Source organism: Paenibacillus sp. FSL H3-0302 (assembly GCF_037982245.1).
In the GTDB taxonomy this organism is placed as follows: domain Bacteria; phylum Bacillota; class Bacilli; order Paenibacillales; family Paenibacillaceae; genus Paenibacillus_AQ; species Paenibacillus_AQ odorifer.
Window position 1 is genome coordinate 2,072,019 of the sequence record NZ_CP150284.1, and the last position, 24,537, is coordinate 2,096,555.

The 24,537-nt window shown below is 43.0% G+C and carries 27 protein-coding genes; 25 read left to right on the forward strand and 2 right to left on the reverse strand.

The window, feature by feature from the left end:
- Window positions 1-40 precede the first annotated feature (40 nt).
- From pssA to MHH50_RS08975, 6 genes are all read left to right on the forward strand, one after another.
- The gene (gene pssA / locus MHH50_RS08950) at window positions 41-565 is read left to right on the forward strand and encodes a CDP-diacylglycerol--serine O-phosphatidyltransferase (protein ID WP_036684073.1); all 525 of its coding nucleotides are present in this window, start codon (window positions 41-43) and stop codon (window positions 563-565) included.
- Window positions 566-572: 7 nt separating this feature from the next.
- A complete protein-coding gene (locus tag MHH50_RS08955; RefSeq protein WP_076100017.1) occupies window positions 573-1,067 on the forward strand; it encodes a DedA family protein in 495 nt (164 codons plus the stop codon).
- Window positions 1,068-1,114: 47 nt separating this feature from the next.
- Entirely contained in the window at window positions 1,115-2,140 is a 1,026-nt protein-coding gene (locus MHH50_RS08960) for an AI-2E family transporter (RefSeq protein WP_340034208.1), read from the forward strand.
- Window positions 2,141-2,348: 208 nt separating this feature from the next.
- The gene (locus MHH50_RS08965; RefSeq protein ID WP_036684070.1) at window positions 2,349-2,567 is read left to right on the forward strand and encodes a spore coat associated protein CotJA; all 219 of its coding nucleotides are present in this window, start codon (window positions 2,349-2,351) and stop codon (window positions 2,565-2,567) included.
- Between the two features lie 3 nt (window positions 2,568-2,570).
- A complete protein-coding gene (locus MHH50_RS08970; protein WP_036684069.1) occupies window positions 2,571-2,837 on the forward strand; it encodes a spore coat protein CotJB in 267 nt (88 codons plus the stop codon).
- A gap of 50 nt (window positions 2,838-2,887) precedes the next feature.
- A complete protein-coding gene (locus tag MHH50_RS08975; RefSeq protein WP_340034209.1) occupies window positions 2,888-3,457 on the forward strand; it encodes a manganese catalase family protein in 570 nt (189 codons plus the stop codon).
- A 61-nt stretch (window positions 3,458-3,518) separates the two neighbouring features.
- Here MHH50_RS08975 and MHH50_RS08980 read toward each other — a convergent pair whose 3' ends face one another.
- The gene (locus tag MHH50_RS08980) at window positions 3,519-4,148 is read right to left on the reverse strand and encodes a LysE family transporter (protein WP_340034210.1); all 630 of its coding nucleotides are present in this window, start codon (window positions 4,146-4,148) and stop codon (window positions 3,519-3,521) included.
- A 268-nt stretch (window positions 4,149-4,416) separates the two neighbouring features.
- Between MHH50_RS08980 and MHH50_RS08985 the strand changes: the two genes are divergently transcribed.
- A complete protein-coding gene (locus tag MHH50_RS08985) occupies window positions 4,417-4,797 on the forward strand; it encodes a metalloregulator ArsR/SmtB family transcription factor (protein WP_076219043.1) in 381 nt (126 codons plus the stop codon).
- A gap of 6 nt (window positions 4,798-4,803) precedes the next feature.
- On the forward strand, window positions 4,804-5,403 hold the full coding sequence (locus tag MHH50_RS08990) for an NAD-dependent epimerase/dehydratase family protein (protein ID WP_076310633.1): 600 nt from the start codon (window positions 4,804-4,806) through the stop codon (window positions 5,401-5,403).
- A 108-nt stretch (window positions 5,404-5,511) separates the two neighbouring features.
- Here MHH50_RS08990 and MHH50_RS08995 read toward each other — a convergent pair whose 3' ends face one another.
- Entirely contained in the window at window positions 5,512-5,847 is a 336-nt protein-coding gene (locus MHH50_RS08995; RefSeq protein WP_076124810.1) for a potassium channel family protein, read from the reverse strand.
- Between the two features lie 582 nt (window positions 5,848-6,429).
- Here MHH50_RS08995 and essC point away from each other — a divergent pair.
- The 17 genes from essC (at window position 6,430) to MHH50_RS09080 (ending at window position 24,504) form a co-directional block, all read left to right on the forward strand.
- The gene (essC, locus tag MHH50_RS09000) at window positions 6,430-10,416 is read left to right on the forward strand and encodes a type VII secretion protein EssC (protein ID WP_076309112.1); all 3,987 of its coding nucleotides are present in this window, start codon (window positions 6,430-6,432) and stop codon (window positions 10,414-10,416) included.
- A 20-nt stretch (window positions 10,417-10,436) separates the two neighbouring features.
- On the forward strand, window positions 10,437-11,144 hold the full coding sequence (locus MHH50_RS09005) for a hypothetical protein (protein WP_076219072.1): 708 nt from the start codon (window positions 10,437-10,439) through the stop codon (window positions 11,142-11,144).
- Between the two features lie 20 nt (window positions 11,145-11,164).
- A complete protein-coding gene (locus MHH50_RS09010; RefSeq protein ID WP_076104573.1) occupies window positions 11,165-11,416 on the forward strand; it encodes a hypothetical protein in 252 nt (83 codons plus the stop codon).
- Between the two features lie 27 nt (window positions 11,417-11,443).
- Window positions 11,444-12,904 carry a hypothetical protein gene (locus MHH50_RS09015; RefSeq protein WP_076219073.1) on the forward strand — a complete coding sequence of 487 codons (1,461 nt, stop codon included), beginning with the start codon at window positions 11,444-11,446 and terminating at the stop codon, window positions 12,902-12,904.
- A gap of 21 nt (window positions 12,905-12,925) precedes the next feature.
- Window positions 12,926-13,285 (forward strand): hypothetical protein, encoded by a 360-nt coding sequence (locus tag MHH50_RS09020; RefSeq protein WP_076219074.1) that lies wholly within the window; start codon window positions 12,926-12,928, stop codon window positions 13,283-13,285.
- Between the two features lie 21 nt (window positions 13,286-13,306).
- The gene (locus MHH50_RS09025; protein ID WP_076219075.1) at window positions 13,307-14,356 is read left to right on the forward strand and encodes an SAF domain-containing protein; all 1,050 of its coding nucleotides are present in this window, start codon (window positions 13,307-13,309) and stop codon (window positions 14,354-14,356) included.
- A gap of 5 nt (window positions 14,357-14,361) precedes the next feature.
- Entirely contained in the window at window positions 14,362-14,931 is a 570-nt protein-coding gene (locus MHH50_RS09030) for a hypothetical protein (protein WP_076219076.1), read from the forward strand.
- A gap of 6 nt (window positions 14,932-14,937) precedes the next feature.
- A complete protein-coding gene (locus tag MHH50_RS09035; RefSeq protein ID WP_076219077.1) occupies window positions 14,938-15,771 on the forward strand; it encodes a hypothetical protein in 834 nt (277 codons plus the stop codon).
- Window positions 15,764-17,611 (forward strand): ATPase, T2SS/T4P/T4SS family, encoded by a 1,848-nt coding sequence (locus MHH50_RS09040; protein WP_081390655.1) that lies wholly within the window; start codon window positions 15,764-15,766, stop codon window positions 17,609-17,611. The genes MHH50_RS09035 and MHH50_RS09040 overlap by 8 nt, the downstream gene beginning before the upstream one ends.
- A complete protein-coding gene (locus MHH50_RS09045) occupies window positions 17,608-19,689 on the forward strand; it encodes a hypothetical protein (RefSeq protein ID WP_076219078.1) in 2,082 nt (693 codons plus the stop codon). The genes MHH50_RS09040 and MHH50_RS09045 overlap by 4 nt, the downstream gene beginning before the upstream one ends.
- A 13-nt stretch (window positions 19,690-19,702) precedes the next feature.
- Window positions 19,703-20,206: a hypothetical protein gene (locus tag MHH50_RS09050; RefSeq protein ID WP_076219079.1), complete on the forward strand. Its 504-nt coding sequence runs from the start codon at window positions 19,703-19,705 to the stop codon at window positions 20,204-20,206.
- Window positions 20,207-20,263: 57 nt separating this feature from the next.
- The gene (locus MHH50_RS09055; RefSeq protein WP_340034211.1) at window positions 20,264-20,785 is read left to right on the forward strand and encodes a hypothetical protein; all 522 of its coding nucleotides are present in this window, start codon (window positions 20,264-20,266) and stop codon (window positions 20,783-20,785) included.
- 27 nt (window positions 20,786-20,812) lie between these two features.
- The gene (locus MHH50_RS09060) at window positions 20,813-21,355 is read left to right on the forward strand and encodes a hypothetical protein (protein ID WP_076219081.1); all 543 of its coding nucleotides are present in this window, start codon (window positions 20,813-20,815) and stop codon (window positions 21,353-21,355) included.
- Window positions 21,352-21,714 carry a hypothetical protein gene (locus MHH50_RS09065; protein WP_076219082.1) on the forward strand — a complete coding sequence of 121 codons (363 nt, stop codon included), beginning with the start codon at window positions 21,352-21,354 and terminating at the stop codon, window positions 21,712-21,714. The genes MHH50_RS09060 and MHH50_RS09065 overlap by 4 nt, the downstream gene beginning before the upstream one ends.
- A gap of 14 nt (window positions 21,715-21,728) precedes the next feature.
- Window positions 21,729-22,280: a hypothetical protein gene (locus tag MHH50_RS09070; protein WP_076219083.1), complete on the forward strand. Its 552-nt coding sequence runs from the start codon at window positions 21,729-21,731 to the stop codon at window positions 22,278-22,280.
- Window positions 22,267-23,247: a hypothetical protein gene (locus MHH50_RS09075; protein WP_076279373.1), complete on the forward strand. Its 981-nt coding sequence runs from the start codon at window positions 22,267-22,269 to the stop codon at window positions 23,245-23,247. The genes MHH50_RS09070 and MHH50_RS09075 overlap by 14 nt, the downstream gene beginning before the upstream one ends.
- A gap of 81 nt (window positions 23,248-23,328) precedes the next feature.
- Window positions 23,329-24,504 (forward strand): copper amine oxidase N-terminal domain-containing protein, encoded by a 1,176-nt coding sequence (locus MHH50_RS09080; protein WP_081387194.1) that lies wholly within the window; start codon window positions 23,329-23,331, stop codon window positions 24,502-24,504.
- The last annotated feature ends 33 nt before the right edge of the window (window positions 24,505-24,537 follow it).

The following is a 24,537-nucleotide window of genomic DNA, read 5'->3' on the forward strand; positions in this document are numbered from 1 at the left end:
CGAATTAACAGAAATACTGCTATGAAAGGGGTGAAATTGTATGAAATTGAACTGGTTGCCTTCAACGTGCACACTCGGAAACTTGGGACTAGGATCACTATCCTTGTATTTTACGATTCAAGAACGATATAGCCTAGCTTTATTAATGATATTGCTCGCGGCAATATGCGATGTACTGGATGGATTACTGGCAAGAATATTGCAATGTACTAGTGAATTCGGTAAACAATTGGACTCATTGGCGGATATTATATCATTTGGTTTAGCGCCTACCTTCCTTATCTTGTTGTATAGGTTAGAAGATGCCCACTGGATTGGACCTGCAGCTGCAGTTTTCTTTTTGATCTGTGGCGCACTTCGTTTGGCCAGATTTAATCTGTCGGCGCCTTCCAAAGGGTTCGTGGGGATGCCCATTACTGCTGCTGGAGTCATTCTTTCGATGATTTCTTTACTAGATGAACGGATGAAACCAGGACTGGTCATCGGATTAATGGCATTGCTGTCCGTAATGATGATCAGCCGTATCCCATTTCCGTCCCTTAAAAAATCCTTCAACAGGAAGTGATACACCCATGCCTTGGATTATAGAGTTCATTTCACAATACGGATATTTAGCCATATTTGGCCTTATGGCACTTGGGATTATCGGACTTCCTGTGCCTGATGAGGTGTTAATGCTGTTTGTAGGCTATTTATCCTCCGTTATGGTTTTGGATTTTTCACTTTCCGTATTGGTTTGTTTTATGGGATCCATCACAGGAATGCTTATCAGCTATACCATTGGTTTAAGGCTAGGACAACCTGTGGTAGCAAAATTCGGCAAGTGGGTTGGCCTTACACCCAAGCGTTTTGCCAGTATGAAAAGATGGTTTTTGCGGTTCGGAAACTGGGCGATTTTCATTGCTTATTTTATTCCAGGTCTGAGGCATGTATCGAGCTATATCTCTGGAATCAGTGCTATGTCTTTCAAAAAATATATACTCATAACGACTGCAGGAGCGCTAACCTGGTCACTCCTTTTTGTTTCCATCGGCTTTTTTGTGGGGGCTAAGTTTTCCTTTTTATAGCCATTGAAGTTTAACATTATTAATCGCAATTGAATGGAGCAAGATCAATGAATGTATTCAAGCGATTCTACGTGAATAGTACTACCAGACGCTTTTTTATTCTCGCACTTATCGGGTTGCTGCTGTACATGGTTCGAGGGATGCTTAATCTGGTACTGCTGACGTTTCTGATTGCTTTTGTCATGAACAGCTTTCAGATTGTGCTCAGTAAACGAATTGGTAAATTCATGAAGGTCAACAGTAAGGTGATTATTGTCATTTTATACCTTGCTTTAATCGCATTGATTGTACTGGCCCTTGCAAAATATCTCCCTAAAGTATTGGAGCAGATTAAGCAATTAGCCATCTTCCTCACCAATCTCAAGTCAGAGGACCTTCCGCAGAACAAGATTACATTATATTTGTATGATATGCTCAGGGACCTTAACTATCAGTCCTATATCAAAAGAGGCATCGATTATGTGCTGCAGGTTAGCAACTGGGGTGCAACTTTCGTTCTATCAACCATTTTAAGCTTTGTGTTTATTCTGGAGAAGAACCGGGTCGTCAGTTTCACTTCTAGGATGAGAGAGAGCAGGATTGCCTGGTTTTATATAGATCTGGAGTATTTCAGCCGAAAATTCATCGTTTCCTTTGGGAAAGTAATTGAAGCGCAAATTCTCATTGCCATGTTCAATACCTGTCTTACTGTTATTGGCTTGTGGCTGCTTAACTTCCCGTATTTATTTGCCCTAGCGATTTTGATTTTTCTGCTCAGTCTCATTCCGGTGGTTGGTTTTTTGATTTCGCTCATTCCGCTTTTAATTATTGGTTACAACATCGGCGGTCTGATAACAGTTACATATGTGCTGGCGATTATTGCGGTGTTGCATTTTATCGAAGGCTATTTCTTGAATCCTAAGTTGATGTCCACAAAAATGAATTTGCCGATGTTTTTCACCTTTAGCGTGTTGTTGTTCTCTGAGCATTATATGGGTGTCTGGGGACTTATTCTTGGTATTCCTATCTTTGTATTTATGTTGGATATCCTTGAGATTACCCACGAAGATTCGTTCAAAAGAGCGAAGCCCTAAGCTGAATACTAAAAAACCCAAGTTATAAGCTGTTTTCGGTACTTTTCCGGAGACAGCTTATTTGTCATGCACATTGCACAAAAAAAATTGCTAATGGGCTTTTTTTGTGAATAACGTTTTATATTGTGTCCTGCTGTCATAAGTTAGCTAAGGGAGTAATGTTCAGAGTCTTTAAAGAAGGAACAGGAACAAAGGAGGTACAAAAAAGATGGAATCACAGCTGCGGAGGTATACCCCCTTTAGGGGCCCGTTTGATCCTTGCCCACCGGTGCCGTTCAAGACGTATGTAGTTCCACCCAATCAATTTATCACCTTTCAGCCGCCCGATTTGCCACAGTTTAGTTTGCAGGAGGCTCTGAAGTATGGAACGCTCTGGCCAGCACTATTTAGTCCGTATGAATCCAAGTGCAAAGGAGGAGGGAAATAGACTATGGAGGCAAATCCTTGCGACCAACGTTATTATGAATTGCTTGAACAGTTGCAGACCCTTGATTTTGCCTTAGTGGAGTTGAACTTATACCTAAATACGCATCCTGACGATCTGAGAAGTATTGAACAATTTAATCAGCTTACGCTGGAACGAACTAAGCTAGCGAATCATTTTCAGGAGTTATATGGTCCGCTGCAGAATTTTGGCCGCGCTTATTCTAAATGTCCATGGGAATGGAATCAACCCCCTTGGCCTTGGCAGGTGTAAGAGGAGTATAACCGTAAGGAACTATTTTTCTAGAGGAGGGAAGTTCCCGAATGTGGATATACGAAAAAAAACTGCAATATCCGGTACGGGTGGGTAAATGTGATGTCCGGATGGCGCGTTATTTGTGTGAGCAATACGGAGGCGCAGATGGCGAGCTCGCCGCTGCACTACGCTATATGAATCAAAGATACACGATTCCAGATAAAGTTATTGGCGTGTTGAACGATATTTCTACTGAGGAATTCGCTCACCTTGAGATGATTGCCACGATGATCTACAAGCTGACGAAGGATGCTTCGGTATGTGAATTAGAGGAAGCGGGATTAGGGCCACATTTTGTAGCGCATGATCATGCCCTGTTCTACACGGATGCTAGCGGAGTTCCATTCACCGCAGCCTATATTCAAGCTAAGGGAGACCCTTTGGCAGACCTTTATGAAGACATTGCGGCTGAGGAAAAAGCCCGGGCTACATATCAGTGGCTGATTGACATGACGGATGACGTGGATCTGCAGGATAGCCTTAAGTTCCTGCGGGAGCGGGAGATTGTGCATGCATTACGGTTTAAGGAAGCGGTGCAGATTATTATTGATGATCGGAATCAGAAGCGGGTGTTCTAAGGATTTCTGTGAAAAAGACATTTAAAGCCGTTCTCTTTTAAAAGAGAACGGCTTTTTTACGTTAAAAAATATGGAGGCTCCGCAGGAATTGATAGAAGAAATACCCGCCAAAGCCGATTAATACAACACCTGCGCTGATAGTCACCCATTTAATAGCCGTCCGGTTCATTGCTTTTCGTGTGGTGGATACAATCGTCATCAGGCCAATATCATGGAGCAGGATACCAATCAGGATACCTAATCCCACTAGCAAAAAGCTGCCCGTATTAGTACGGTCAAAGGAGTCGGACAATACGGTACCAAAGACACTAACCCAAAATACCAGGTTTCCTGGTGAGATCGCCACTAGCAAACCATTTTTGTAAGAAGAGAACAGCGATTTGGACGTCTTCTCTCCTCCAAGGGAAATATCATGATCTGCATTCTTGATGCTGTCATATCCAACGTAGCATAGGAAGAAAGCTCCAACTAACCACAAGATTACTTGTATGATAGGCATGGAAAGAATAGAGGCTAGACCCAGGTATAAGCCTAGAATTAGGAAGAGGTCGATAGTCATTCCCCCGAGGCCAACAATCCAACCATGCATAAAGCCATTTTTTAAGCCTTGTTTGGTCATTTCAATGGTAATGGTACCTACAGGTAGAGCGATGGAAAAGCCGAGCAAAACGTATGTAAGAAATAAAGTCATTAAAATTTAAAGCCCCCTTTATCAAATTAAACGAAAGTATATTTTACACCATGAAGTAATAGGGGGCAATTCTTTTGAGTGAATTTATCTATTACAAATTTGCTCTAAAATTTTCGACCGCTCTAATAGAGACGGTCTTTTTTATTTATTTGAGGATCGCCAGAGATGAATATTAATGGTCTCGATTTTCTTTACCGATGAATTATTGCTCGAAAATTAATATACAATAGTTCATATGATTAAACTATTAAACCTAAGGAGGCAGCCTATGGACAGACAAGAACGCTTAAAAAATCTGGCTGAAGAATTTGGTGAATGCAGTAAAGCTCTTGCAGCCATTGGAGATGAGACACGTCAATCCATCATCATTGCTTTGATTGAAGGTGAAAGTGATTGCGAAAAAGGAATCAGAGTTGGTGAGCTGACACAAAGGACCAATTTATCCCGTCCAGCCGTATCTCATCATTTGAAGGTATTAAAAGAGGCTAATTTGATTGGTTTTGATCAGGAAGGCACCAAAAATTATTATTATTTGGATGTACTTAAAAGTGATATTTTCAGACTCAAAAGGCTGTTTGACCATATCGATGAGTATATCAAGGATTCTGCAGAATCAGATCCTAAAACTATAAATGATGATGAAGGGTGATATGAGATGAAAAATGTGATTTTGTTAGGTGGAAGTGGTTATATTGGAACACATTTGTCGGAAGAATGGTTAAGAAAAGATCCTAAGGTGCAGATCATCAGCGTATCCCGAAACGGAAAGCCTGGAAAGTTATTACCGAGCCTCGTTAATCACAATCGGATAAAATGGATGTCTGTCGATATTTTTGATATCGATTCTTACATTAGTAAGTTACCTCAACAAGCGGATGCCGTCGTTGATTTGGTCGGCACTGCTACAGCAAACAGCAAGGAGGATTTCGAAAAGCTAAATGCTGAGCCGGTAAAAATTATGGTTGAGCTTATGAGTAGGTTGAACATACCCAATGGATGTTATATTTCAGGACGGATGGGAATGCCCTTTAAAAATAAACCATTTCTTGAATCCAAGCATAGAGGAGAGCATATCGCCCTTACAAGCAGCAAAAACATCAGAATTGTAAAACCAAGTCTGGTTTACGGGGATCGTGCTGATGCGGTTGTCATGGTTCCTTTTGTACAAGCCGTAGGTCTTTTCAATAAGGATCTAAAACCCATTAAAGTGAATCAGTTGGCTCAGCAGATTATTCAAATGCAATTAAAACTATAATATTAGTGATTTATGGACTAGTATATAAGCGATTATTTGAAAAAAAAGAGTCTCATTAGCTTCAGCTAACAAGGCTCTTAATACTGTCATGAGTTTGAATTTCATTATTTAATTGTTATCTTTATCGGTTTGTTTGATCAGTTCATAAGCGATATACCCGATCATTCCCAAGAACAACCCTGTGCCTGCAATAATGTAAACAATCGTAAATATTTTTCCTAGTGCTGTCTGAGGAACGAACGTTGGATGACCTAATGTACTAAGCGTTGCAACGCAGAAATAAATAGCATCCAGAACAGACAAACCTTCCTGTTTGACATAAAAAATGGTTCCGGACAACAGCGTCATCAAAACTAATAAGAATAATGCTTGGAAATTTTTACGTTTGAGCGCTTTCCATAAGCCCGAGAATAAACGTTTTAAAGTTAGTAAAAATGATAACATGCAGCTCCACCCTTCATTTATATTAGAGCATACATAACAAATCGTAGTCAAACTATTGAAACCAAGCAGCCTCTTATGAGGTTGCTTATTTGTTTTGAGAAATCGTTAGAGTCAGCAGCAACTTCCTGGTTCTCTCCCAAGTTAAATTCCTTCTAAGAACATAAGTTTCCTTCAATTTGATAGAAATATTCTGATTCATAGGATCTATTATGGAATGTTGATTTCAAAGTAAAGCTTTGAAATCTTCTATTTAGCAATGGAAGTGGATAGGAGTAATGAACAACCTTGAAAAAGTAAATGTGCCAAATGTCTTAAATTGAACTAAAAGAAAAGTACGATGAGGTGACCTTAGAACTGGATCTATATACACTAGTAATTTTACTATTATGAAAATAATGGTTATTTATTGGGGATCTTTGAACCATTTTAGCAAAAAATGTTATGGAAAATATAAACTATTCAGTCTTCAAACCGATAATGCAGTATGTATATCCTGAAATGGAAAAAAATTTATATTTTATTTAAAATTTACACTAATGATTCTTGTTAATCCAAAATTCCTATCCAGTGGTGATGAAAAAGATGAGTGCTCAAGAAATGCTAACCAATCAGGTACAAAGAACCCCTCGAATTAAACCAAATTACCCGGAAGGTGAATTGGTTTTGGAGGATCCTGCCCGGCCATCGGGAAAACCAACCTTCTCATGGTTGACGATTATAGTCCCCCCCATCGGGATGTTAGTCATCTCTATATTTATGTCAACATTGACCAGGTCATTTACCATGCTGATATCAACCATGGGTATGACTCTTCTGACGGTCATGGTTTCAATTTTAAATTATAAATCTAGTGTGAAAAAACATCATGAACAGAACAAAAAACTTGAAAAGAAATATCTCAACTACTTATTTCAGGTTCGTAATGATTTACAAAGTGCCGCGAGTACGCAGCGAGAAGCCTATACATATATCCATCCAAGTATTCAATCTTGTGTTGAAATCGTACGGGGGAGAAGCAAGCAGCTGTGGGAAAAAACAGGAATTGAAGATGATTTTCTGAATCTCCGGGTTGGTGCTGGAATCCAGCCGATTGCTCTGGTGCCAACATATAGCTCAAAAGCGAAAGCAATTGATGACGACAACCCACTTGAAGAAATCGCCAGTAAAATATGCGAAGAGATGTATTTTGTACGAGACATTCCAGTCTACATACCGTTAAGGAATATTAATACGCTCGGAATATACGGCAAACAGCAGGAGGTTCGTGATTTCCTCAATGCTGTCCTGGTGCATTTAACAACACACCAAGGGTACGATGATGTAAGGGTAATATGCGTGATGCAGCCTGATGATCTGGAACACTGGGAATGGTTAAAATGGCTGCCCCATACATGGAATAAAGATCGAAGCCAAAGAAGTTTGGCTACAACATCCTTTGATGCCTCTAATATTGCGGATGAATTACTTCCGGAGCTTAGAAAAAGAGAAGAAAACAGCAAGAATGGTTATGGACTACAGCCAATGCAGGCCCCACATTATGTTTTTCTGGTTTTTGCTCCTGAACTGTGGGACAGCACGGATATGATGAAGTATTTGCTCTCGGGCAATGCTTCACTTGGAGTGACCAGCATTTTTACATCAGAGAAGATTGATGTTGCGCTGCCGCTGAATTGCCAGGCTATTCTGGAAATTAAGGGCGGTAAGGGGATGGTTCGCAAAGATACTAATCAGCTGTTAAGTCATTTAGCTGATTATTTTTCTGCCGATTCTCTGGATAAAAAAAATTCGGAGTTTTTTGCCCGTTCTTTGTCTCCGCTCAGAATTAAAGAAGGTCAAAATAACAGCTATATCCCGCCAATGGTTACTTTTCTGGAGAGCTTTGAGGTTGAGCAGGTAGAGTCTCTAAACGTAATGGAGCGCTGGTCAAAAAACCAGGCTAACCGTACCATGTCCATTCCTCTGGGGCTCGGGGCAGGTGGTAAATTTCTTTTGTTCGATATGCACGAAAAAAGCTATGGCCCACATGGTCTAGTAGCCGGCACCACCGGATCGGGGAAAAGTGAGCTGCTTCAGTCCCTACTTTTGGGTCTGGCGGTAAATTATCATCCGCATGAGATTGCTTTTGTACTGATTGACTATAAGGGTGGAGGGATGGCTAACGCTTTTCTTGGGCTTCCACATCTGGTGGGAACAATCACCAATCTTGGTGGTAATCAGATCAATCGGGCTCTTGCCTCCATCAAAAGTGAGCTTTTGCGGAGACAGCGACTGTTCAGTGAAGCCGGAGTGACCAGCATTGATAATTACATCGTTCTTTACCGCAATAAGGAAGTTAACCTTCCCTTGCCGCATTTGATCATAGTGGTGGATGAGTTCGCAGAACTTAAATCAGATCAACCGGAATTTATGAAAGAGCTGGTCAGTGCGGCACGGGTCGGAAGAAGCTTGGGGATTCACTTAATATTGGCAACACAAAAACCTTCTGGCGTAGTTGATGACCAGATCTGGAGTAACTCCAGATTCAAATTATGCCTGAAGGTCCAGACACCTTCGGATAGTCAGGAGATGCTAAAACGCACGGAGGCAGCAGAGATCAAAGAAAAAGGCCGTGGGTATTTGCAAGTTGGTAATAATGAAGTATTCACTTTGTTCCAATCCTCCTGGAGCGGAGCGCCTTATCAAGCTGGGGAGACAGATCAGGATGGAAGTCCCAAGATGGATATCGTTTCACTAAGTGGTGAACGCAGAGCCCTGATTCCGAAGGGGAAAAACAGTGATGATGTCTCAAAACTGAGTGAGCTGCAGGCTGTGGTTAATCATATAGCTGCCATTTCTGCTGAGCAATCGATCGGAGAGGCCTTTCAGCTGTGGCTGCCTCCACTTCCGGAGACCATGACTTTAGCAGATGTTATGGATCAGAATCAGATCTGGGATGGGCAATCATGGAAGCAGCCAGATCAGAATCTTATTGCCACCGTTGGACGAATTGATAATCCGTCAGATCAGGAGCAATACAATCTGGATATTAATTTTAATCAGGACGGACATTTACTGGTTTATGGAGCACCGAGCAGTGGTAAGACAACACTGTTAAAGACAATTATCATGTCCCTCGCCTTGAAATATGAACCTGATTACGTTCATTTCTATATATTGGATTTTGGTACACGTACCTTGGGAGTATTCCACGAGCTTCCACATGTAGGGGATATTATTTTTCCAGAGGATGAACAGAAGCTTGGAAAACTGATCAGTTGGTTGTTGTCCCAACTGGATGAACGCAAACGTAAGTTTTCTCAGCTTGGAATCAGCAATTTGGTCTCTTACAGTGCGGCCACTGGAGAGAAGGTTCCTTACATTGTTATTCTGCTCGATAATTACACAGGATTCTCAGAAGCATATGATGACTTTATCTTAGAGCTTTCCAAGTTGGTGCGTGAAGGCGGTAATTACGGGATATACTTCGTGTTCGCTGCCAATGCTGTAAACTCTTATCCTTACCGAATCAGCCAGAATATTAAGCAGGCTCTAGTATATCAAATGTCTGATAGATTGGATTATTCCAGTATTCTGGGCAGAACAGAAGGGATGGAGCCAACGAATACCGTAGGCCGCGGACTGCTCAAAGATAACCGGATTCTGGAATTTCATACCGCACTTCCTGTGGATGGAAGCTCGGATGATCAGATTGCTGCCTCTCTCCGCCGGATTAGTTCGGAGATGAAAGCAGTGGCAGGAGTGAATAACCCTATGGGGATTTCAGTGATCCCGGACAAGCTTTCACTGGCAGAGCTTTTGGAACGTGTGCCTAAGGAACAACCGCAGGGCAATTATCTGGTACCGCTCGGGCTGGATTGGGATACTACACTTCCGGTAGAGATTAATGTAAAGCAGGTTAGCAATTTTGTAGTGTCTTATACTACTCAAAAGCATGTGGACTTTAGATTTAACGCCTTAATACAAGCTCTTGATAAATCGGCAGGCGAAATAAACATGGAATTCCATCTGTTTGACAGTGGTGCTGTCAGTATACCGAGCCTGAAAGCTAGTTCAACGATTACGCGCTATATGAGTACAGCTGAAGAGTTTTTACAGCTCACACAATCCTTGGTGGATCAGCTGCAACTAAGGAAAAATGATGCCCGGCAAGCTTTTGCAGATGCCCAAAATCGTGAAGAATTTGACGAGGCTGAGTATATTCTGTCTAAGTACCCGCTTCTTGTCATTGTAATTCCTCATCTTAAGTCTGCTTTTGATCTGATGGAGAATGATTCACTGGATCATTTGGAGCGGATAGCAAGGTTTGGAGGTGGACTTGGTGTAATGCTGCTGGTCGGCAGCGATTCGTTTGAACTGAATCAAATGCATTTGGTCACTGATTTTGCGGGTGAACTGATTAACAGTGGACATGCATTGTTGTCCGATGGAAGACCCAACGATCATTTGTCTTATGCACCACTACTCGAGGGTTTGGAATACCATGAGCTGAACGAGGTGTTGGACAATACTGAAGCGATGCTGCTAACAGAGGGATCCATTTCACGCCTCAAAATGATTACAGAACTATAGATAAGCAGGTGAAGAAAGCGATGAAGCCGGCTCGTGAAATATTTGAATTGCATCCTTTAGAAATTATCTATTTAACTGCTTTAATAGGAGGAACCAGTTTTCCAGGTCTGGAAATCGATCTTAAAGGTGAATCGGAGCGCAATTTACGCTCCCTAATGGATACACAGATGAGGTCGCTGGAAGTGAAGGGATATTTAGAGGTTGATTTTGTGGGGCTCGCCAAAGTGAATGAAGTGCTTCATAGAGGTATCGCTGTTGCATCCAGTTGCAAATCTTATTATTGCCAGCTTATGCATACAAATCAGCAGACTTGCAAGGTCTTCTATTTTGTTCAGGATGAAGTTTGGTTTGAACTTGAGCATCAGCCGGAAAGTAACACCTATAAGCTTCAGGAGATTTATGCACTACATGAGCTGATGTATCAGGTCATTGAAAGAATCCCTTTAGTGTGGGAATTGAGCGATAAAGAAAAATTACAAAAAGCGATAAATAAAGAAGTAGATCTTGAAACGTGGATGGGGAAATCTCTTCAAGCAGGTGCATTCATAACTTCCTTGGCAGAAATCCAATGCATTACTGAGGAGGCACAGGTGATTCGCGAACTGAACCTGTTGATTCATGAAGAACAAATGTGGCTGCTGCGTGGGGTGGAAGAAGACGTCAGTCAAACCACGCAATCCTTGCCTGCAGTAGTTAATGAGTTATGTAATTGGCTGCAAGAAGCTTAACAAATCTGGGGGATCAGACTATGTCAACTGCACTGACTACTTTTGTATTTAAAGGTGAAAGAGAGAAGTATTTGGATTTGGAAGTCTCTCTTTCTATTTCTACAGGGCAATGTATCGAGCTACTTAAGCAAGCCAACTGGCTTCCGGATAACTGGGAATTTAAATGTGAAGCCAGCCGTACGGGCGAAGAATGGATGGAGTTGGGGCCGCATGCTGTTCTCGCAGAGATTATACAAGGGGACGGAGCCATAGTTCGTATTTTACCCTATTGAGCTGGGAGATCGTAAAGGAGGATTCCTATGAAAAGCGTACACTTAGTCTGCTCGCCTGAACTTATAATGCTGCTATCCAGGTCGCTGGAACATGAGGGTTATGTAATTTCCGGTAAACATTCTACATTACATAGTTTTATAAGTGGTTTCAGTAGCAAGGAAGTTGATCCTTCATCCATTGTAATTATGGAGGGCGGCGCGGGTCTGGGCACACCGGTCAAGGCTGCGGATATTATCAGTTTCATGACACTGATCCGCAAATATCTTAAACATACGCGGCTGATTGTTCAGTTAGACCCGGTGCTGCAAACGGATATTGAATTTATACGGACCCTTGTAAATATGAATATACATGATCTTCAGTTCACTACGGAATTCCAGGGCGATGATCTTCTAAACTGGATCAAAGAGAAAAAAACTACAAGGGATTATTATCATATCCTGGGGAAAAAGAAAGGCCTTTTTGCATCGTTTAAAGGCTCATCATCAAGAGCAGCTTCTGACGCGGCAGTGGAAGAGGCACCGTCTGCTCCTCCGAGACCGGTGGAGTCGCTTACCCGTCCACAGCCAGTGGCGGCCGGTTCCAGAACTGTAGCAGATGCCGCCAACAGGAGACCTTCCGTTGCTCCTCGCTCTTCAGCAGGATCAACCCCGCCTAGACTGGGGCCTCCGGCCAGAAAGGAGACCCCGTCATTAGCCGAAGCGGAAACGCTGGAGAGTCTGGAACAATCTATTCCGGTAGAAGAAGAGTCGATGCCAGCAGCAAGTACGAGAATTCTGGGCAGCAATGTACCACTTGTCATCGGAGTTTGTGGTGTCGGAGGGGAAGAAGATGTAGGTGCGGCGGCATTTCTGCTGGCTGCGGGTCTGGCAGAACTGGGCTGGAAGCCTCTGGTATGCGGAGATGACAGGCCCGAAATCAGTTCGCTTGAACAGATTGTTTTTAAGGGGGAGAAAGAAGATTCGGTTTCTACCATGTTCGAATATGAAGGAGTCACTTTCTACCGCAGAGGGTATTCGTGGGATATTTCGGAGCTTTTGGCCAGTGAGTTCACGCATATCATTCTATGGGTAGATATCCATCGGGAGCGGAAGGGCACCAGCGGACTCGAGCTGTGGTGGAACTCGCAAATTCCTATTTTGATAGGCAACGGGGCTATGTGGAAGTATGAACTGCTGAAAGAGAAGCTGAACACCCTTAATCCTTATGAGCGCAAGCGGTGCAGGTTACTGCTGGAAAATGGACATCAGGAAGTATTACAAATGTTGAAAAAGGATTTTGCAGAAATTCAAACGACTCTGATGCCTGCACATCAAGATCCTTTGTATCCAGATAAAGCGGCTGTTGAATGGGTAATGAAGCTGCTGACCGTTCAGAAAAAGCTCTTTCGCAAGCAAACGTTGCTCTGGGGAATTGTTGGGATGGTCTTATTTGTGACCTTGTTATTAATAGGCATAGGATTTTCATTCGTTCCGGAGAGCCGATAATTATAAATCAGGAGGCTGGGTATGAATTCAGGTATGGTTAGGGGCATTGCTTTTGATTGCCATCGACTTCTCTCCCCTGCCCAGGAGTGCAGCGATAAGATGAGAGCGGCAATCACAGGAGTGTCTGGTTATTGGGTAGATTTGGGTGGGGAAGAGTTTAAGCAGCATTGTGAGGAATGGATTAAGAAAATGAACGAATTTAAAGCTGCCATAGCCCAAATTGAAGCAAATATGATGAACTATGCAGATAAATTGCAGGTGGAGGAAGAGAGAGCAGAGGCAGCCAGAATTAAGGAAGCTGAAAGACAAGCCTCCGAACGGGCAGCAGCGGCAGCGGCGGCCGCAGCCGCAGCCGCAAAATCTACAGGGAAAATTAAATAGGGATGGAAATGAGGTCTTGAAGTGGCAATACGTAAGCGGAAAAAAATACTGAGATATACGATCCTATCAGGTTGTCTTGTTGCCGTTGCCACATCCGGGGTATGGTTTGCAACTTATCGCCATTATAACGCTAAGCTGATCGATGAGCGGGCAGCTTACGAAGAACAGCTGAATGATAAAGATGAAGTCTTGCAGCGCTATATGGACCAATCCCAGACAGCCTATGTATTGATATCTCCAAAGCTAGCTGGAGAGGTGATTACTGCTGAGGATGTAATGGAAGAGAAGCTACCCAAATTCTCCTCACCGGATAATCTGATCAGCGAGTCTAAAGCAATTGTTGGTAAGTACTTGAAGATTGATGCATTATCAGGCACAGCGGTAACTACTGAAATGATACGTGATGAAGCGAGATTGGAGCCTTCAGAACGAAAAGAAGAGACTGAATATATTAAACTGCCGCTTCGGTTAACGAAAAAAGATGTCGTAGATATTCGGATAGTTTTTCCAAATGGCGAGGATTACATAGTAGTAGGAAAGAAGTCGCTGAAGGACGTAGATTTAGCGAATCAATATACATTTTTTAATGACAATGAAGAAGAAGCACAGCTCCTGCAAGCTGCCCTGGTGGATGCATACATAAATAACGCAGAGCTGTATATGAAACAGTACGTAGAACCGGAGCTTCAGCCTGAACCTGTAGTCAATTATGTCCCTAATCTGGATGTACTTGGAGTAATTAAGGATAATCCTTTCATTATAGATCAGGCCAAGTGGAGTCTTGCTGCCAATCTTCGTAAGGAACTGGAGAAACGTCTCGAAGTTATGGAGGATGAAGATAGAATTCGTGTGGGAGCACAGGCACCAAGCGGCAGTGGTGTGATCCAGAGAAAGGCTGTGCAGGGAGCGGCGGCAGCAGAGGAGGCTGCAAAAGTTGATGACAGCCAATCCGTGAACGGAGTGATAGATCGGACCAATCAAGCGCCGATCGATTCAAGTGCAGACCAGAGTTCAACGGGTGTGACGAATAAAGAAGCAGCCACAGATGACAGTCTGCTGGAAGGAGAGTGACCGATTTGCACATTGTTGTTGCAGGGGATTGCGAGAAGCATGATTTCATACTGGCAGCGGCTATTCTGTTGAGAAATTATTTCAACAACGATGTCATGATTATTTCGGATAACAGCAGGAATTATCAGTATTTTGAAGGCGAAGTGTCTGGTATAAAGATTGCAGATTCAACCGTAGCTGACAAACCGGATATCGTTCTGTATGACTGGCATAATGGGTATCCTGAGGGTCTTAAGGAGGAGATTATTGTCTTCGCGACTACCTATGACCGTCAGTCTATGGAGAACGTAGATAAGTTGCTGGATCAGAAACGGATGCCTACTGTACTGCTTGTCATAGAAGAAGAATGCGGACTTGGGCTGAAGTATGTGGATAAATATTATCCAGTGATTACTTCGAAAATCAGTTACATCAGTAGTCCGGAGCGAAGAATTAATTGGGTCCATGATGGAAGGGTGGATCTTAAGGTAGATAAGGATTTTGCCGAAGCTGTAAATGACTTTTTGATTGAAATTTGCGATGTTCCAAAGCAAGACATCAAGAAGCTGTGGCAGTATGCAAGGAAACGGGGGTAGGTAATTGTGCTAGTGGCTTTCTGGGGACCTGCTCAAGGGCAGGGGAGAACAACTTCGAATATGGCAGCTGTTGCGGCTACCATAGCGCTAGATCATCATATCCGCGTGTTAATGACACATACGCATTTGGAGCAAGGTGTGCTTGAGCATTTGTTCTCACAGACAAGAACAACGCTTCAATCTGCGAAGACCACAGGTGGAATGGATGCGATTGAGAGATTAGTGCAGTGTGGAATGCTTACACCTGAAGGAATTAGAGATCATGCGGAGTCCATTCTTAAAGATCGGTTGGAACTGCTTAGTGGATCTATGAGTGCTGAGAAACATGAGACAAAGCTCTTGCTTCCGCATATCTTCAAGGATTATCGCAGGTTTTATGATTTGTTATTTGTGGACCTCTCCTCCGAAGATGATCCGGAGGTCGTATCTCTGGTTATGGAACAGGCAGATTTGATTGTGGTTAACCTAAATCAGAATCAGGTAAGTCTGGATTCCTATTTTTTGAACAAAAACAAAGCTCCTGTGCCGAGTCATAAGTCAGTCCTCTATTGTATTGGGGCTTATGAGCGCAGCTCCAGGTTCAATAAAGAGAGAATTATTAAGCTGTATGAATTGAAGAAAAAAGCAGTAGGTGTTATCCCACATCATATTGGTTATATGGATGCTCAAAATGAACGGCGTTTTGTTCAGTTTCTATTGAAGGCAAGAGAAGCTAAATCCCGTTTTCTGGAGTTTAGTGAGGACGGAAACTTCACTGAGGCGGTACGACATATGGGACAGCTTATTCTCCGGATGCTGGAGATTTCTCCAGTATCGGAAGTGGATGCTGCGAATGATTAATCTGATTCTGATCTTTGTAGTCCTGATAGCTATTGGAGTGTTCCTGTACTTATGGCTGGGCAGACGTAAGGATGCTGCTCCACCTTCCGTCCAACTGAAATATGATATGAATGAAATCGTGCAGTTTCTGAGAAGGGCTTTTGAGGAGATTATAGCGGCGTCTCTTTATGAAGGTAGCCCAAGTGAGGAGGAATACAACCGTCGGAAGGCGCGGAGAAGGGAATTGCAGAAAGCGCTCCGAAGTTGCATGCACGGTGATCTTTCCGCTAAGAAATATGTGAAGCTTTATATGAAGGATCTATTAGTTCAGACCTACGGTCTGGATGAAGGAAATGTAGATAAGATTATCAGCTTCGGCCATACGAATCGATTGACTTCACAGGATTGCTTCGATATCTTGCTTTATGTTTTCAAAAAAGATCATGGTCAGAATGCATTTAATGTAATAGTAAGCAAATATAGCCTGGACACATTGCAAAAGCTGCCTGATGGATCTAAGGGGTATAAGATCACCGAAGAACAGATTCGCCATATCTATCAGTCAGAGCAGCCGAGATTGTCCATCCAGGACAAGATTGAAATTATTGTTCAGAGAGCTTATCAAATTTATAAGGGGCTCGGCGTTATTGATGAGCTTCGAGATCAGAACATTGACGGAGTTAATGGAGGAACAAGTGGCATGCCTCCTGATGTCGTGCAGACTACAGATTTTCTGGAATATACGAAGCAGCAGCATTTTATTCCACAATCCTATGATGCGGTATGGACGTTCTACCGCGGAAAGTCGCTTCACCTGGAATTCTTAAGTTTTGGTTCTGAGAAGGAGCTTAAGCGGGTTTGCCAAAATATCTATGGGTTTGGTAATCCTGGGCAATTAAATGAATCCAAGGGTTATATCATCAACGATATGGCTGATGGCAGCCGGGTCGTGGTTGTGCGGCCCAAAATGGCTGAAAGCTGGGCTTTTTTTGTCCGCAAATTTAACGATTCGCTCGTGGAATTGGATCAGCAGATCCAAGATCAAGGGGCACAGCTTGCGATTCATATGCTTATTTTTCTCATCTTGGGCCATCAGGTCACCGCCATCACTGGCAGACAGGGCTCGGGGAAAACAACGCTGCTTAAGGCACTGATCAAATATATTGATGCGAAGAATATCCGGATTCAGGAGACTTCCTTCGAGATCTGGGCGAGAAAAATGTATCCGGGTAAAAATATTTTATCCTTTAGAGAAACCCCCTCCGTTAGTGGGCAGGATGGGCTGGATGTGCAGAAAAAAACGGATGGCGCTGTGAATATCGTCGGTGAGGCGGCTACTCATAGTGTGGTCAGTTATGTGATTCAGGCAGCCCAGGTAGCTTCTGAATATACTTTGTTTACACACCACGGCAAAACACTGCCCAATTTGGTCAGCGCTTTGCGCAACAGTCTTATCGCATCGGGAGCTTTCAGTAATGAGAAAATTGCTGAGGTTCAGGTTGTTGAGGCGCTTGGTTTCAACGTTCATCTGGTACTACGTGCTGGGAAAAGATATATCGAACGGATTACAGAGATTATCCCGGCAGATCCCCAGTTCGAATATCCTCAGAACTACAAGGATCCTGAGAATATTACGGACAAGCTGGATGCTTTTATGGATACCGTGACCGAATATTTTGGCCGGATGACAGATCGACGTTCCTATGATTATAAGGATGTCATTGTGTGGGAAGCCGGAGAATACGTGACCAAACATCCGATCAGCAGCCGTAAAATCGATGAGATGCGCAAAAATATGGATGAAGAGGATGCACTAGAATTCACTGCATTTCTTGAGAAGTATTGGGGGCAATCCGCATGAATCTGCAAAACCTATTGTTGATTATTTTGGGAACCTCAGGAGTGCTATTGGTTGTCCTGCTTGTACTGCTTAATATAGTGCAGCGTAAATTGAAGGGAACACAATATCAAGAGCAAAGGCGGCTAAAGGCTCTGCTGCCAACGAGAACTAAGGAAAAAAGATGGTTGGAGCAGGCCCATAAAACTTATCCGGTACTTGATGAACTGCCATTAGTGAAGAAACTTCTTCACCGGATGCGCTCGCGTCTGACCTTGGTTCATGCAGGCAATGAAATTATGATCAGAAGTCGTGCGGCTGCGCTGACGCTAATGATTGTTGCTTGTATTCTGATCATTTCGTTGAGTTCATTCCTCTGGACTTCATCGTGGGTAAGCCGTGCGACTATTATGCTAGTCTCAGTTTATCTTGGAGGTGTCCTTAGCGATCTCTTCATTGGGCGTTTAGTGAAGCAGATGTTATATGACCAATCGTCCATGATTCTGGATATTCGCCATGAATATCATCAGTCACATATGGTGCAAGTCAGCTTAGAGAATTCTGCGGAACGGTCGAAACCAATGGTAGCCGTGCATGCCCGGCAGATTGCCGGAATTCTGGCAGCGGTGGACCCGGAAGATGAACTGCAGAAATATTATGAGATTGCACCTAACCGTTATATGAAGCAACTAGCTGGAGTGAGTTACAAAATAGGTGAATATGGCGATGCGGATATCCATAAAGGGGACCGTTCGATTTATCTATCGATGCTTGGCAATATCAGAGAAGAGATTCATATGGATATTAATCGGCGTGAGCGAATCGATCGTTTGTTATACGGTATTGTTTTTGTAGCCATTTCGCCGGTATTCATGCTGGATCCAATCCGCAATTGGGCGGAGGGAATGTTTCCTATTGTATCTAATTACTACAATTCGGCCTGGGGGTTATATTCTTTAATCTTACTTTATATCACTTTCATAATATCGTTTATTGCCTTGCGGATTCTCAAGGGTGTGGATGAAGACACTCAATCTATCAAAGATGAGGGTAAGTGGTTAAATCGGATCCTGAAGAAAAAATGGATTTTCAAACTGGTGGATCGGATCACACCGGCAGAACATGAGCCTCTTCATTTCAAGGTAGCCGGCAAATTGAAGGATGCTAACTCCGGATTGTCGCAACATGCCTTCTTTCTGCAGAAAACACTAGCGGCAGTCGTGATCTTTGTGCTGATCGTATCGCTTCAATTCTCGATCCATGCCAGTATCAAGCATAACATCCTGTATCCCAATAAGCAGATCATCACAGGCGGCAATCAGACAGAATCTCAGAAGCTGCTGAGCGAGGAACGGTACGCTTTTGAGCAGACTTTAATTGGAGAACTGGTAGCGAAGGATATTACACCGGATCAGATGTTGCCCTACATTCAGGAGAAAGCGGAGAATAAGTCTTTCCTTCAGAACAATTTGAACCAGAATGCCTATGCTGCACAGTTAATGAACAGGGTAGAGCAATATCATGAGGAGTACTACAAATGGTATGAACTTTTGCTGGCTTTTGGGCTGGCAGTGGCAGGGTTTTATCTTCCGGATGCTTACTTAATCATTCGTACTCAGCTGCGAAAGTGGGAAATGCAGAATGAGGTGGATGGCTTCAATACACTTTCCATGATGCTGTCTCAATTTCCGAATATCAGCGTGTACGAAATGATAGAGTGGCTGCATCGTTACAGCTATATTTTTGAGCGGCAGCTGCTGCGCTGCATGCTGGATTATGAGGCTGGAGGCTGGAGTGCCATTGAGAATCTGAAGGAGGACGCACGTTTCGTTCCCCTCGAACGGCTCGCAGACCGCTTGCAGGTTGCAGCCGATCTGATCCCGGTGAAGAAGGCGTTTGATGATATGGATGCGGAGAGGGCATTCGCGATGGATCAACGCAAGGAGCACTATGAGAAGGTCATCAGCAGGAAAAGTACACTGGGTAAAATGTTTGGGTTCTTGCCGATGCAGGCAACGTTCACCTTATATTTACTGCTTCCCTTCGTCTATATGGCCTTCCAGCAGCTGGGTGACCTGACTGTTGTAACTGGCAAAATGTGAAGGAGATACAGGCATGGAGAATATAGCAAGCTTTTTGAAAACAACAATATCGATTCTGATCACACTGGCCATTATATCATCCGGTCTGTTCTTGTGGGGGAAGACACAGCCAGTTGTCGAATTGGCGAATAGCCAGGCGGCGGCACAGGCCAGGGAGCTTTCGGAGCAGCAATATTCCGCATTTGACAATCAGATTGTCAGCGGCTCCCAGATTCTCACAGCTTATCGGAGGTACGAGTCGCAGCAAGGCTTCTGCCTATACGTTGAGAAACCATATGCTAATGGTCAGAATGAGGCAGAAAGAAGATTTAGCATGAATCCAAGTGGAGAAGGTTATTGCCGTGCGTTTGATTATTCCGGAGCGAAGTTCAAGGAGGGAAGCGAAAGTGGTGTAGATGAAGAAGAAATCTCGAATGCTTCAGGACAATATTATATCAGTCCACAAGCTAGATATAGGGCGAGGCTGATAAAAGATAATAATGAGCGCATTGCAGCTATTTTTTTCGTAGCGGAGTAGATGTGTTAAGAGCAATAAAATAAAAATTAGCTCCAAATAAGGTGAGGAGGAAACATCATGGAGAATATCTCGACCGGACTTAAATGGGTGATTGGCATTATTGTTACCATTCTGATTATTGCCGCAGGTGTAAGTATTTATCTGGTTATCAACAACTACTTCATCCGCGCACAAGAACAGACTCTGGCCCAGACCCAGATGATTAATCAAGCGGAATTCAATAGTTATGATAACAAGGATGTATCCGGCCAAGATGTGATTAATGCGGCAATGCGGTATAAGGGACGTCCGCAGTTCGCGATTAAGATTAAAACAGGGGAAAATACAGAAGGGTTCTACGCGCAGAATACTTATGGGGCTAGCTACGAAGAACCTAAAGACACTACTAATCCGGTAGTTGATTTATCTATTACTAGTAATCTTCAAGGTGATGTCAGTGTTTCGACGATGCTTGATCAGACAAATTCAGATTCATATAACAGTGATAATTATTTAGTAAATACACTCTCCGTCTTTAAAGCGGTTGTTTATAAGGACAGCAATGAGGAGGTTCGCTTAATAGTTTTTACCCAGAAATAAAAACGATATCGAAAAGGGTGGGTATAGATGGAGAATATTTCTACGGGACTTAAATGGGTGATTGGCATTATTGTCACCATTCTGATTATTGCCGCAGGTGTCAGTATATATCTTGTCATTAATAATTATTTCATCCGTGCCCAGGAGCAGACCTTGGCCCAGACTCAGATGATCAATCAAGCGGAGTTCAATTCTTATGATAACAAGGATGTATCTGGTCAGGATGTTATTAACGCGGCAATGAGATATAAGGGACGTCCGCAATTTTCTATTCTGATAAAGACTGGAGTAAATAAAACTGGTTTTTATGCGAAAAACACATATGAAACTTATTATGAGCCTGCGAAAGCGGCCAGTGGCGGAAACCCGGCATCAGAGCTTGATCTTGGAGACAAGAACAGTGGTGCTGATAACTTTAGTGTATCAGCAATGCTCGACCAGAGCTCTGACCAAGATAACAGTAAAAACTGTAATGTCAATACGCTTTCTATTTTTAGAGCTACCTTACATAAGGACAAAAATGATGAGGTTCGAATTATTGAATTTAATCAGAATCCGGATCATAAATGAAAACTAGCACTCAATTTCTACTAACCCTCTTTGCTTGGATCTTGTTTGCTGTCGGCGGATTTACGTTTTTGCGGCTGGAGATGGAGAGTTCTGTTCCAAACAGGCACTATGAGCTGCCGACAGTTGCATCGGCACCTTACAAAGGGATAGGTGATTTGAACAAAATTAGCGGTGAGCAGGTCATTGGTATGATCTCTCCAGCACTGGAGGGGGAATATATTTTATATATCGATGGCATTGCAATTAATGAGGAAACGGACCTTACAGCAGTGGATTTACGTGGAGTGCCTGATGCTGCTTATCAGTTAAGAGTCACGCGAACCGATGAGATGATTACGGAAATCTCCGCCATCCGCTAGAAAGGAGGAGCCGCATGGCAGACGCGCTGAAAGGTGTAATTATAATTATTTTGCTGGCATTTGTGTTCGGAGTCTATCCGGCATTCCGTCAATCCGAAGTTGTAGAAAGGAATACTAAGCTCGCGGCCAATGCTGCTGTTGTGGAATTCGTGGATACCGTTCGTGCTAAAGGATACGTGGATACTTCCGATTATGAGCTGTTTCTTCATTCGTTGGATGCTTCATATGGTGTTTTCAAAGTGCAAATGGAGTATTACAAAAAGAATTTACAGCCCTTATATACGAATCCTGATGATTATTCTACATTCCAGAACAGCTTTAGTGTCCGATATGACGGATATTTCAGCAAGGATATTTTGGAAATCTTATATCCGCATTCAGGAACTTTACTGGCTGCAGATGATCCAGGTAGAAGGTTTACCATGCATGTAGGCGATCTGTTCAATGTCCGGTTAGAATCTGAAGGGACGACACTTGCCTCACGGATGCGATCGCTCTTGTTTCATAGTGAAATGATTCCGGTCAATTTGAAGTATGGGGGGATGGTCCGAAGTGAAGCCCCTTAGTGTTGTGCTTGTTTTTCTAATTCTGGTCATTCCTCTTGTTCTTATGGGCGACACTCGAGAAGATCTTCAGGTCTTCAATCAGGACATGTATAAACGCTATTCGGATGATTTTCAAGCCGCAGTGGATGATGCTGGTGATTATCTGTCACGACTGGAACAGCAGCCTACTACCACAGCAGTGCACTATGGGCGGGAACGCCAACTGCAACTGGATCAGGATGTGCTAAGTGTTTTTTACAGTGATTTAGCTTTGAAATTTGGGCTGGAGAACAACCAGACTGAAATGAACAATTTAAAAATGCATATACCCGCACTGGTGATGTTTGGATATAGCGGCTATACGTTGGTTACTTTGGACGACACGGCTAGTAATAGCGGGAAGGATGAACTTAAGCCTGTGAGTTGGCCTGAGCGTCCCTATTATTACAAGCTTCAGAACGGCAATTTGCTTTATTTCACTTTGGACGATAATGCGCGGGTGTATGATACTACCTCTAATGAATTCTATGAGGGGGAGTATACAACCCTAGCGGCTGAGACCAATCTTAATCCTCTGACCTCTATAGAACTATTTCACGAAATCCGGCAGAGTACGATCACATCACTCGTTGAAAAAGACTTGGCAACAGCCATTAACAGACATTTGGAGCTAGTGAAACGAATGGGCTTGTCGATTCAGTTCACCCTTCCCCGCGGCTTGCAGGAGCAATCCATACAGGATGTAGGGATTATGGCTTTTATTCAAGGTTATCCACTTCCTGGGGGAGAACTGCTGGATGCATATTCCTTAGGTAGTGGGGCAGTAATGCGACGAAAGGTTCTGATAGGTACCCGGAATTCAGCAGGGAGACATATTGCTTATGGAGAAAGCTGTGTACCCCCGGGGGTTACTGTTATAGAAAGTCTGTTCGATCCAGAGGAGGCTGCGCGAAAAGGGTATTTTATTGAGGATTGTGCGGTTAGGTGATAGATGTGGGAGTAAAAGATTTGGTATGGAGAAATAGGGTCATCGGATTAAAAAAAAGTTTCATTGTGGAGGAGTGAGAACATGAGGAATTTTAAGTTTAATAGTCTATCAGCAATTATTAGATCAAAGAAGGCAAGAAGAGGCATGACTATAGTCATTTGTGTGTTCGCAAGCTTAGTGTTGTTAATTACTACAGCGGGAGCGGCAGGAACAGCTGCCAAAGCAGTGAACGTCATCATGGACGGCATTAAATATCCACTGACAAAGGGACATCCTTATTCAGAAAATGGGACGACAATGATCCCATTCCGCATGATTTCAGGAAAACTCGGCACACAAGCTAACTGGAATGCAGCAAACAAAACGTTAACTCTGCAGCAAAAAGAAAACAAAATTGTACTGACAGTAGGTTCTTCTTTTGCGAAAGTGAACGGGCAACCAGTAGCGCTTGGTGCTATGGTTGTACAAAAAGATGGAATGACGATGATTCCATTAACCGTTGTCTCTGATCTGTTATCCGCAGAAGTGGAGGTGGACGAATTTTCTCAAAGTGTGCACATTCACACGCCGGGTAAAGATTTAGGGGAACTTGATTATTTTGGAAGGAAAATACGTACGACAAACCTACCTAAGAACTATAAAGATTATCCATATATTCTGGAAGACATCCCGAATGAAATGTACGAAATGAGGCATACCATAAACTACTCTGCTGGGAATGCTGAGACTGGAGCGCAGGTGTTTAGCAAAAAAGAGTTAACGAGTGAAGATATGGCCAAAATCATTAAACGTATGAAAATTGGGTTTGATCTACGGTTGAATGTGGATTATAAAACGATTAATCCGGCAAGTTATGCGAAAGAATCCTTTAAGTACGAGAATCAATCGTCTTCTATCCGGGAAAAGGAAATTGAAGAATATGCCGAATGGGTGAAGAAAAATAAGATTCAAATTGAAGGGGCAATTGACCCTGAATCGTCCGTGTTGTATTACCCAGGAACCGGGGATTACCGCGTTCGATCCATGTTCCGATTCAGAATTAATAGTTTTACAGAGTATAAGGACTTATTTAATGACGTATACTTCAAACTTGCTGAATTCAGACTTCACGAGAAATTAAAAAAAGGGGTCTGGTATGAGGGTTATGCTGATTTAAGTATCTCTACGAATTACTATAATCCTATAGTAGGTGAGCATTTTAATATAGATGCACTCTCAAGCTTGTTTGAAAACACCACCCTTCATGAAGTGAAGTGATGAAAGATGCGGCGTAAATGCCTCGGTTGTCTA

Excerpts from the sequence above, each read along its gene's own strand:
- MHH50_RS09080 (WP_081387194.1), top strand. The coding sequence starts at position 23,329 with ATGAGGAATTTTAAGTTTAATAGTCTATCAGCAATTATTAGATCAAAG.
- MHH50_RS09020 (WP_076219074.1), top strand. The coding sequence starts at position 12,926 with ATGAATTCAGGTATGGTTAGGGGCATTGCTTTTGATTGCCATCGACTT.
- MHH50_RS09045 (WP_076219078.1), top strand. The coding sequence starts at position 17,608 with ATGAATCTGCAAAACCTATTGTTGATTATTTTGGGAACCTCAGGAGTG.
- MHH50_RS09060 (WP_076219081.1), top strand. The coding sequence starts at position 20,813 with ATGGAGAATATTTCTACGGGACTTAAATGGGTGATTGGCATTATTGTC.
- MHH50_RS09070 (WP_076219083.1), top strand. The coding sequence starts at position 21,729 with ATGGCAGACGCGCTGAAAGGTGTAATTATAATTATTTTGCTGGCATTT.
- pssA (WP_036684073.1), top strand. The coding sequence starts at position 41 with ATGAAATTGAACTGGTTGCCTTCAACGTGCACACTCGGAAACTTGGGA.
- MHH50_RS09040 (WP_081390655.1), top strand. The coding sequence starts at position 15,764 with ATGATTAATCTGATTCTGATCTTTGTAGTCCTGATAGCTATTGGAGTG.
- MHH50_RS08955 (WP_076100017.1), top strand. The coding sequence starts at position 573 with ATGCCTTGGATTATAGAGTTCATTTCACAATACGGATATTTAGCCATA.
- MHH50_RS08975 (WP_340034209.1), top strand. The coding sequence starts at position 2,888 with ATGTGGATATACGAAAAAAAACTGCAATATCCGGTACGGGTGGGTAAA.
- MHH50_RS09065 (WP_076219082.1), top strand. The coding sequence starts at position 21,352 with ATGAAAACTAGCACTCAATTTCTACTAACCCTCTTTGCTTGGATCTTG.
- MHH50_RS08960 (WP_340034208.1), top strand. The coding sequence starts at position 1,115 with ATGAATGTATTCAAGCGATTCTACGTGAATAGTACTACCAGACGCTTT.
- MHH50_RS09005 (WP_076219072.1), top strand. The coding sequence starts at position 10,437 with ATGAAGCCGGCTCGTGAAATATTTGAATTGCATCCTTTAGAAATTATC.
- MHH50_RS08990 (WP_076310633.1), top strand. The coding sequence starts at position 4,804 with ATGAAAAATGTGATTTTGTTAGGTGGAAGTGGTTATATTGGAACACAT.
- MHH50_RS08970 (WP_036684069.1), top strand. The coding sequence starts at position 2,571 with ATGGAGGCAAATCCTTGCGACCAACGTTATTATGAATTGCTTGAACAG.
- MHH50_RS08995 (WP_076124810.1), bottom strand. The coding sequence starts at position 5,847 with ATGTTATCATTTTTACTAACTTTAAAACGTTTATTCTCGGGCTTATGG.
- MHH50_RS09055 (WP_340034211.1), top strand. The coding sequence starts at position 20,264 with ATGGAGAATATCTCGACCGGACTTAAATGGGTGATTGGCATTATTGTT.
- MHH50_RS09050 (WP_076219079.1), top strand. The coding sequence starts at position 19,703 with ATGGAGAATATAGCAAGCTTTTTGAAAACAACAATATCGATTCTGATC.
- essC (WP_076309112.1), top strand. The coding sequence starts at position 6,430 with ATGAGTGCTCAAGAAATGCTAACCAATCAGGTACAAAGAACCCCTCGA.
- MHH50_RS09010 (WP_076104573.1), top strand. The coding sequence starts at position 11,165 with ATGTCAACTGCACTGACTACTTTTGTATTTAAAGGTGAAAGAGAGAAG.
- MHH50_RS08985 (WP_076219043.1), top strand. The coding sequence starts at position 4,417 with ATGGACAGACAAGAACGCTTAAAAAATCTGGCTGAAGAATTTGGTGAA.
- MHH50_RS08965 (WP_036684070.1), top strand. The coding sequence starts at position 2,349 with ATGGAATCACAGCTGCGGAGGTATACCCCCTTTAGGGGCCCGTTTGAT.
- MHH50_RS09015 (WP_076219073.1), top strand. The coding sequence starts at position 11,444 with ATGAAAAGCGTACACTTAGTCTGCTCGCCTGAACTTATAATGCTGCTA.
- MHH50_RS08980 (WP_340034210.1), bottom strand. The coding sequence starts at position 4,148 with ATGACTTTATTTCTTACATACGTTTTGCTCGGCTTTTCCATCGCTCTA.